Below are 9,502 nucleotides of genomic sequence, written 5' to 3'. Positions count from 1 at the left end.
GTTTAGCCATAAATCACCTCTCAATTAGACCCTAGAGCTAACTTAGTAAAGTGTCTACTAAACGTGGGGTACTCGGAGTTATAACGCCGCATTAAGTGGTGAGCAACGCAGATCACCGAACTAAAACTATAGTGCCGTAAACACCGAAGCCAAAGCAAACCAAAAATGCCAAACGTTGGGAATCCGTCTTAAATGCTTTGTTAGGTGCGGAGCAATTTTGACATATAGAACTCGTTAATATACTTGCCATCAACTTTCAAGGAGTTACGTTTAGTACCCTCGACCTCAAAGCCATGCTTCCGATACAGATTAAATGCTCGAACATTATGGCACATCACCGTCAGTTCAAGCCTTGTAAACTCATGCTCTAAAGCCCAAATTTCGAGCTTATCTAGTAGTTGTTTACCATAACCGCAACCTGATGCGGATTGCCTGATGCCCATGACGCAATACATCGAGTGACGATTTCGATTAGCTGTATTACCAATACCAACAGCAAAACCACATACCTCTTGTTCATTTGAAATGACGAACATTACCTTAGAGTTACTTTCGGTAAATGACTCTAGGATTTGCACTTGTTGTTCAAGAGTAGTCGTTCTTTCGCCCTCTTCTAGCATCATAAATTTTGACTCACGATCTAATTGATACATGAGTTCTAGTACTGATTGAGCATCACTCGGTCTTACTTCCCTGATTTGCATAAAACTTCCTGTTTCCACCTGAGCACCTAACGCCTTGCTAAGGTGTGAGTAACGCAATACAAAAGCTACCGCACAGCGCCTTAATCACATAAGCCACCGCAAAGTAAAAATGCCACGCGTTACGAATCACTCTTAAGCAATTTGTTAGTACATGCGCTACTTCTATTTGTGCGCTCCAAGATATTGAAAAGTAGCATGATATGAAAGGCTTTGAGCACTGAAGTGAAACGGGCAGCTACAAAAGTTAAACTCGATTGAAAAACGAAAGTTGGCTAGAAGAAAAACGCACTGAACTGCCCTACTTTCACTGGCTTCAAATTAGAAAAGGATTCGGTCCTAGTACTCCGACGACAGCATCAATTACAACCAAGGTTCTCTCAAAAGCCACCACGAAAATGAAGAAGCACCAAAGAAATAGGTTAGGAGTTAGAAACCGTAAACGGTGAAATCAAAGCGAACACTCCGCATATAGTGCCACCGGATAGAACGTGAGAGGCACTAACTGAAAGGTGTAAATTCGAGCGCCAAAACAGATAAACACCAGAACTTGTGACCTTTGATGTCAAACCCGTACTAACGCCTTGTTAAGGTGTGAGGCACGCAATTCCGAAGCTAACACATACCACCTTAAACACTAAAACCAACGCATAGTAAAAATGCCACGCGTGCCGAATCACTCTTGAACAATTTGTTATGCGCTTGAATCACACACGAAATTAACGTCTTCATCGATTAACCGATAACTTGTAACAGCTTTAATGTCGCCACAGCCTCTAACTAGAATATCTAGGCAATCAAGGCGACCATTATTAACACTTAAAACAGTCTCTGCACCCAGTTCCAAAGCTGAGGATTCAACTAGAGGACCAATAAAGTTTACTGCCTTAGAGTTAGTTACGACATTACCTCGTTTTTCGAAGCATACGATAACACCAGCTCCCGTATATTCACGCTCTGATACAATTAGCTCAGAAATACAGGTGTTTTTGAAGTCATCTGGATAAGAGCTAAAAATAAATTGGATGATAGATTTATCTAGTTCATTCATTTTACCAACTCACCTTTCTGGCGCATAACGCCCTGTTAAGGTGTGAGCAAGGTAATACCGATGCTACCGCATACCACCTTAAACACTAAAACCAACGCATAGTAAAAATGCCACGCGTTGCGAATCACTCTTAAACAGATTGTTATGTACCGCCTCAAAACAAGGCACTTTCAATTTGGAGCCATTGCTCCATAAAAGGGATAAAGTCCCTTTGAGGTATGAACTTCTGTGCCGCTGTATTATTTTTTAAAAATACTTCCTCCAAAGCCCACACATAGTGGTCGGCGTAAACAGCCCACGCCTTTGCTCCATCGTTAAGCTCTAATCGGGATAGAGGCTTGACAGACAGATAGCCTTTTAATAAAGCTAATGACCTATGAAGCTCCAAATCGAACATATACATGCATGCTCTCGCCAACTCATAACCAGGAGGCATGTTTTGCACTAAATCCCAGTCGATCACATCGCTTACTGTGCAATTAGAATCAAAAAAGACATTGAAATGATGAAAGTCGCCGTGGATTAGTTGCCTGCTTGTTAACGGGGTATATGAGTGCGTAGCTTCTGAGCTAGCTAGATAATCACGCTGTTGTTTTACTCTTCGTAGCACCGAGTTATTCATATCAAATTCACTATTTGTTTCAATAGCTGCGACTATTTTTTGTAGTCTATCGACCCAAGCACTTTTATCCCAAGAAAGCTCAATTGTTGGAAAGTCGTTTCCAACCTCGGAAGCGAGTTGAACATGCAGGTCAGCAAGGGCTTTTCCCAACTGAAAAGCATGAAACGCAGACAGAGCACTTTTTTCGATTAACGTTCCTTTTGCTTCAGGAAATAGAGCATAAAACTCATCACCTATTTTACAAAAGGAGTGGTGATCGCGCGTCAAAACAGGGGCAATTATAGTATTCAAATTTTGCGATAACTTTCTCAGCAGCTCATGTTCTAACTTGATCTTAGCAACATTGCGAACACTATATTTTCTAAGATAATAAGTCTCTGAGGATTGGATACGAAAAACATGATTCGTCGCACCAGCTGATTGACGTTTTATACTAGCGCCAGCACCAATCTGACTCCAGTTTTCACCAACCTTACGAACAAAATCACTCATAATTCCAGTTACCCCTTAGGTACATAACGCCCAATTAAGGTGTGAAGCACGCTACCATCGCGGTCAATTTTACCACCGTAATCACTGAAATTGATTCAAACCAAAAACGCCAAGCGTGCTGAATCACTCTTAAATTGTTTGTTAAGTTTTTGCTCATGTTAGCAGCCTAGTTAAGGTAAACACGACTTCAACAATGACTGCTACCCAGAAAATCTTGCTTGCTAAGTACGCTAGAACTCCAAGTATCGTTGCGGCTGCCCAGGTCACTGTAGGGAATAAAACGAAGTAACCCAACAAGACTAACGCAATTATTGTAACGACGTAGTGCATGTAATTAGGCTTTCTCGATTTCGTAAATTAAATCAACCAACTGCGTTGCTTTGACGTCATCCCATCTTAGATAACTGCTCAATGAACTAGTGCCCGAGTCTTTTCCTAGGACTTGCTGGCAGATTGTTTGGTGATCTAACGAGGCGGAAACCCACACTTTGTTGGATTGTTGGCAAAAGTAAGTTGAGCCTTTCAAACTGTCCGTTTGGATTCTTTTTTTTCCATGTTTCCACTTTCTGAGTAGTTATTTTTATTGCCACGATATCCTCCTAGAAACTTAACGCCCTGTTAAGGTGTGAGCAACGCAATACCGAATCTCCCGCATACCACCTTAACCACTAAGACCAACGCATAGTAAAAATGCCACGCGTTGCGAATCACTCTTGAACAGATTGTTAGCACTATTTACGCACAGAAAAGTCTTTCTTAAGCCATATCGATTTGCATCTCGGACATGACAAACCCTATAGTTTAGCTTTAAGTTAATTTTGCTTTTTACGTAATACCAAGCGACCATTTTCGAAACTAACTTCTTCATAGCCCAAAAATAGAGCAACAATAAAACCTATACCTAATGAAGCAGCCGTAATGATGGTAGCAATCTCAAGGCCAGTTAATGCAGCAACAGGTGCGGCTGCAAAATATGACAAACCTCCAGTAGCTGGTGCGGTTACCGTTGCAACCCCTAATGCAGCAGTTAAAGCAGCAAGCCCTACACCACTTAGCATTGCAACTTTCTTAGATCTTTTTAGTTTATTTGCTAGCTCTCCTTTAATGATAATTTCATGTACACCATCGTCTTTAGCTTTTTCTAATTCTGCTTTTGTTGTTACTGTAATTGAATCTGTCATTATATACTCCTTTAGTGCTAACGCCGCGTTAAGGTGTGACAAACATAGTGTGCCAAAATCTGAGCGAAGCGAAAATGGCACGCGTTTGGAATCACTCTTAAACGCTTTGTTAGTACCTGCCTCAAAACCCACTTTGACACGCCAAGATATTGAAACATAGCACAAAACCTTTGGTTTGAAACGCGAAAGCTAAACAGACAACTGCCATACCTAAAACACTTTTCAAGATGCAAGTTGGCAAGAAGAAAAACATACAAAACTAACGCATTTTCAATAGCTTTGAATTTGCAAAGAATACTGACTTCAGGTTTTCGCTGCGACACCAAAGAAACGATTTTTCGCCGATAAACCTTTCACGAGAAAGAAGCCGAACCAATGAAATTGCTGACTACGTTAGAAACCGTAAACGACGTTGGCAACGCGACAACTGAACATCTAGTGCCACCGGAGCGAACGTGAAAGGCACATTTGAACCACTGTAAAGCAGAGCAAAGAAACCAATAAATATCTGAATTTATGACCTTTCACATTCAAACCTGTACTAACGCCCTGTTAAGGTGTGAGCGACGCAATACCGAAGCTCCCGCATACCACCTTAAACACTAAAACCAACGCATGGTAAAAATGCCACGCGTTGCGAATCACTCTTAAACAGTTTGTTATGTTCGTAGCTTTTGTAGTCCTCGAATCGCCCTGTTAGTCGACTCTACCAAGTCAGCCCATTTCAATTTTTCTCGAATTGCCAATGCTTCTATGAACTGTTGCTCTGCCAGTTTATAGTTGCCAACCTCAACGTTCAATTTACCCAAATGCTGCAAGCTAAAACTCAAAGAAAGCTCACAAGCAAAGTCCTGGCTTTTTAAGAATGCTTTTTCAGCGCCAATCATGTCACCTGAATATTGCAGAGCCATACCTGAAACATGGGTTGACCAGAACTTGTTCTTAACGCTAGACTTTGAAGTATGCACTTTGGAAGCCATCCGATAAGCTAACCTACAAAGCCCAATGATTCGTAAACAATCGGCTATCAAGAGAAGCTGCCATTCTAGCTTCTCTTTTTGGTTTGAAAGCTTGAATACGAGGGCTTTATACAGCTTTATAACAAGTTTCTGAAAAACGCCAAAAGTTACCCTGTCCCTTTGATATTCCACTATGTCCTCCAAGAACATAACGCCCAGTTAAGGGGTGAAGCACGCAATACCAATGTTACCGCATGGCACTTCAACACCAAAATCAACGCATACCAAAAATGCCACGCGTGCTGAATCCCACTTGAACTGTTTGTTAGCACGCTGCCCTTTAAGCCTTTGACACACGCCAAGACATTGAAATATAGCACGAAATTTATGGCTTAAAACACCAAAACGAAACGGACAGCTGCCAAACTAAAAACAAACTTCAAGACGTAAGTTGGCTTGAAGAAAAACATGCGAAACTACCCTATTTCGCAGTAATAAAATTTGCAAAGGATTCGATCATCGGACTTCAACAACCACGACAAATAGCCAAATTTAAGGCAGGAAATCAACCGCATCAAAGAAACCGCGCCAGTGAAATAGTCCGAAAGTTAGAAACCGTAAACGACAAACTCAAAGCGAAAACAACTCATATAGTGCCACCGGAGCGAACCTGAAAGGCACATTTGCTTAGGTGCAAAGCGAGGAAAAGAAACCAATAAAAACAGAAACTTTTAGCCTTTGATGTCAACCCAGTGCTAACGCCCTGCTAAGGGGTGAGCAACGCAATACCGATGTTGCCGCAAACCACCTTAATCACTAAATTAAACGCATAGTAAAAATGCCACGCGTTGCGAATCCCTCTTGAGCAGTTTGTTAGTTTGCAAACCCAAAGCGTTGATTTACGTTATTTTAAACTTTGTAAACAATAAGCTTTAAGTGTTTTGATGCACTTAAGCCAGGCGTAGTTTCAAAGCGGCTACTCAATGAAACCACGTGGAACAAACAACACCGCAGAAAACGAACTTACAACACCAAAAAGCGCTTTTGGAAAACTAATCTCACAATGCGGACTTTCAACAAAGTCACTGAAACCACGTGAACTTACCACACCAAAGAAAACGTCCTTGCGGCAAGTAAATCGGCTTTTGTATCGACAAACTCAACGAGCAGAGTTTCAGCAAAAAAGTTCGACTCAGAGAACCCAAAAGTCACCGCACCAAAGAACAAATCAGCCGTTGAAACGATGCCAATTTTGAATTTCACCACGCTGGTTAACACTGAAATTGAACGCCGATACGATAATTTCGACTTTGAGCTTTTACCACTAGATCTTGCGATATAGCTGCGTTTTTCCTCTTGCAAACTAACGCCCTGTTAAGGTGTGAGCAACGCAATACAAAAGCTGCCGTATAACACCTTAAACACTAGTCGCAACGCATAGCAAAAATGCCACGCGTTGCGAATCACTCTTAAACAGTTTGTTAAATTTTATAAAGCCTCGAAGTTTCCAAATCAAACTCAATAATCTTGCCTAAAATCACTTTCATATTTTTAATTGTGTCATCTTTTTCATCAATTAAAGTCATAAAGTATAAAATCCGCCCCCACTTTTTGAGGTGCTTTCCACTGACTTGTGCAATAACAGGAGTAAGGGAGTGAAATGCAGGTAAATCTAATCGTATATGAGTTTTGATGTGTGAGATAACCGATTCACTCTCTAGCCCATCTAGAGATTTTTGGATCGCCTCTATTATTGCTTGGTTTAACTCTCTCTCTTGAGAAAGGAACTCATAGTCTCGCGGGTTATTCTCAAAACTTTTTAATCTAGGTTCAATCTTAACTGCACGTTCAAAAATTGATTTGTTCTTAAGTAAATTAACAATTATAAATCTTAAATACTCACGTGCTCTTTGTTCTAACTTTTTATTCTTCTCTTTCTCTTGTTTCTTAACAATCAAGTCTAAAGCAACCATGATTAAAACAAGTTCTATTGCAACCCCAACTAACTCTGGAATTATATTACCAACAAAGGCTGCTTTGTAATTTTCGGTAAAAGTGAAAAACAAAATAGCCACCACAAATGCTACAGCCATCACTAAAGAATTTTTAGGATTCCTCTTTACTTTGTCTATAAGCCGACTCACGATACAAACTCTCTCACTCATTATCTAAATTTAACAACTCAACTAAAATATAAAATCTAACGCCCTGTTAAGGTGTGAGCAACGCAATACCGATGCTTCTGCATGCCACCTTAAACACTAAACGCAACGCATAGCAAAAATGCCAAGCGTTGCGAATCACTCTTAAACAGTTTGTTAAGCCTCTACTTTACGTTGGAAGCGGAATCTTTATTTGGACGGGCATCGATAGTTACTAACGTATCACCCTCTGTTAACTCTAACTCTTTGAAGACTTTGATCAACTTAGCTAACTCTGTATCGTTAAAATAGAGAATAACTTTTATCGACTTCTTGGTCTGATTCGCTGCCTCATAGACTTGCACTTGATTCTTGAGATTCTGTTTCAACTTGCTATTACTAGCTAGTTTGAACTCTACTAGAGTTTTATCCCGATTACCTCGCGAAATCTTATAGTCAACAGGACCTCGACCATTGTTAACTTCAGCGTTCACGTCAGAAACTGATGCAAACCAAGTTAAGCGGAATAGCAGTTGCAGATCTGATTCTCGCTTAACAGGTTGTCCTTTGATGTAGAAAATCTTATAGCCATCATTATTTTCAATGACTTGCTTCATGAAGTTTATGCGTTGAAGAGTTTCGTCAAACGTGCCTGGATTATTTTCGTAAAACTCAGTTTCTTTGAGCTTTTCAGCCAAAGACTTAACTCGCTCAATAAACATGATTTCGGTTTCTTTAACCTTTAACTTACTAATATCTTTAGCTTCTTCACCAGAGTCTTCTTTAAACTTAATAAAATAGTCAATGTATTCAGGATATTTAAGGATTGTGGATATGATAGCTTTGTCGTAGTCTTTTTTGTTAGGCTCGACAGGAAGGTTACGCGCTAGGTAGTCATTTAACTGCGCTCTTAGCTGGTCGTTTGGTATTGCGTTAGCAATGCCGTTGAAGTTAGCGACCATATCAGCCTTGTTAATCCATGTTTCATCTTTGGTGAGAATGTCTTTAGGAGTTAACAGCACAAAGTCACCATCAATGGTTGGTAGATCAAACTCCTTATTCACCCAAGTTCTGGTTTGATAGTTAAAATAAACTTTTTCAACAAGGTGAACTTGCCTAAAGTCTTTATTGATATTTTTCTGAGCGAATTCTTGTGTATATTCGAGTAAAAACGATTTTATCAGGTTTGTCGTAAAGTCACTGATGTTATCCCTACCAACACCATCTCGAATAAGGCATAGTTTTTCAAGGTGACTACTCGTCGTAATTTCTTCAGAACCAAAGTTAGTAAACACAGTATGTAGGTTTTCATTTAGAGCTTTAGCAAATTTTGCTCCTAGCCCACTGCCTCCATTCCCTACTGTACTGTACCCAAACCAATTTTGCTTCACCTCTGGGAACATGAACCAACTTTTCAATAACCCTTTATTGATTCCGTCGTCCTTTGAAACCTCTCTAAGAAAAGCGAGGTATTGAATCATATCGCTGTGTAAATCTTGATACTGTTTTTTCTCACTATTGAATAATAGGAACGGATCGATAAACAAAGGCATATCATTGATTAACGAAGGATTGAACGCGCCATAGCTTTCAATCGATTCTTCACTAACGTCAAAGAAATCCGAGAAATATATTTTCATTACAACTCCTAAAATTATCGATTGAGGCTTAACGCCCTGTTAAGGGGTGAGCAACGCAATACCAAAGCCGCCGCATACCACCTTAATCACTTAAACCAACGCATAGTGAAAATGCCACGCGTTGCGAATCCCTCTTGAACAGTTTGTTATGTTTCAGGATACATCTCACGAATTAGATTCAGTGATAAAGTCCCTTCGTTAACAAGTGGGGAAATTGTGTCTGTCATTTTGATTTGCTGCCAAGCTTTTGCATTGGTTTTAAAATCAGCAAAATACTTCACATTGTCTACCCTTCGAAAATGTCGGAACCATACACCCAACTCTGGTACTGGAGTTTTTATATAGTTATAGTCACCAGATACAGTGCAAACGGCAAATGGAAAGTGATGAGAGATAATCAGAACTTTATCACCGACCTTCATTTGGTTTGCAAAAGCGACATAATCTTTTTGGTGTTGAGGAATCTTATCCAATTCTTCAAACTCTAAATCGCCTACGCGCTCAGCAAAATCTAAACCAATAAATCCTGCGGATAAGCTTTGTGCGGAATGAAACGCTGAATTCCCAGAGTCATCTGGGTGTAACTGCATACGCCAATACGCCATATCTACCTCATTTTACGAAATTTGAACCTGAAACTGGTGTACCCCACAAAAAGTAGACAGTACATAACTACATACTTTCGTACTCAACTGGGCTGACGTGCCCCAACGCT

Annotated in this window: 9 protein-coding genes; all 9 read right to left on the bottom strand. The window is 40.2% G+C overall.

The features are described 5' to 3' along the window. Positions 1-200: 200 nt before the first annotated feature. Entirely contained in the window at positions 201-704 is a 504-nt protein-coding gene (locus R7R78_RS23310; protein WP_262635830.1) for a GNAT family N-acetyltransferase, read from the bottom strand. A gap of 691 nt (positions 705-1,395) precedes the next feature. Then, on the bottom strand, positions 1,396-1,752 hold the full coding sequence (locus R7R78_RS23305) for a hypothetical protein (protein WP_225474309.1): 357 nt from the start codon (positions 1,750-1,752) through the stop codon (positions 1,396-1,398). Between the two features lie 154 nt (positions 1,753-1,906). Next, a complete protein-coding gene (locus R7R78_RS23300; protein WP_017821423.1) occupies positions 1,907-2,866 on the bottom strand; it encodes a phosphotransferase in 960 nt (319 codons plus the stop codon). Between the two features lie 812 nt (positions 2,867-3,678). Further along, entirely contained in the window at positions 3,679-4,047 is a 369-nt protein-coding gene (locus tag R7R78_RS23295) for a hypothetical protein (RefSeq protein ID WP_225474307.1), read from the bottom strand. A 659-nt stretch (positions 4,048-4,706) separates the two neighbouring features. Then, on the bottom strand, positions 4,707-5,216 hold the full coding sequence (locus R7R78_RS23290) for a hypothetical protein (protein WP_225474306.1): 510 nt from the start codon (positions 5,214-5,216) through the stop codon (positions 4,707-4,709). Between the two features lie 891 nt (positions 5,217-6,107). Beyond that, positions 6,108-6,269: a hypothetical protein gene (locus R7R78_RS23280; protein WP_318119501.1), complete on the bottom strand. Its 162-nt coding sequence runs from the start codon at positions 6,267-6,269 to the stop codon at positions 6,108-6,110. A gap of 218 nt (positions 6,270-6,487) precedes the next feature. Next, on the bottom strand, positions 6,488-7,150 hold the full coding sequence (locus R7R78_RS23275) for a hypothetical protein (RefSeq protein WP_225474303.1): 663 nt from the start codon (positions 7,148-7,150) through the stop codon (positions 6,488-6,490). Between the two features lie 182 nt (positions 7,151-7,332). Beyond that, entirely contained in the window at positions 7,333-8,787 is a 1,455-nt protein-coding gene (locus tag R7R78_RS23270) for a hypothetical protein (RefSeq protein WP_029835950.1), read from the bottom strand. 146 nt (positions 8,788-8,933) lie between these two features. Next, positions 8,934-9,392 carry a hypothetical protein gene (locus R7R78_RS23265; protein WP_139686240.1) on the bottom strand — a complete coding sequence of 153 codons (459 nt, stop codon included), beginning with the start codon at positions 9,390-9,392 and terminating at the stop codon, positions 8,934-8,936. Between the last annotated feature and the right edge of the window lie 110 nt (positions 9,393-9,502).

This window comes from Vibrio sp. 2134-1 (assembly GCF_033339495.1).
This window is presented reverse-complemented; position numbering and strand designations above follow the sequence as displayed.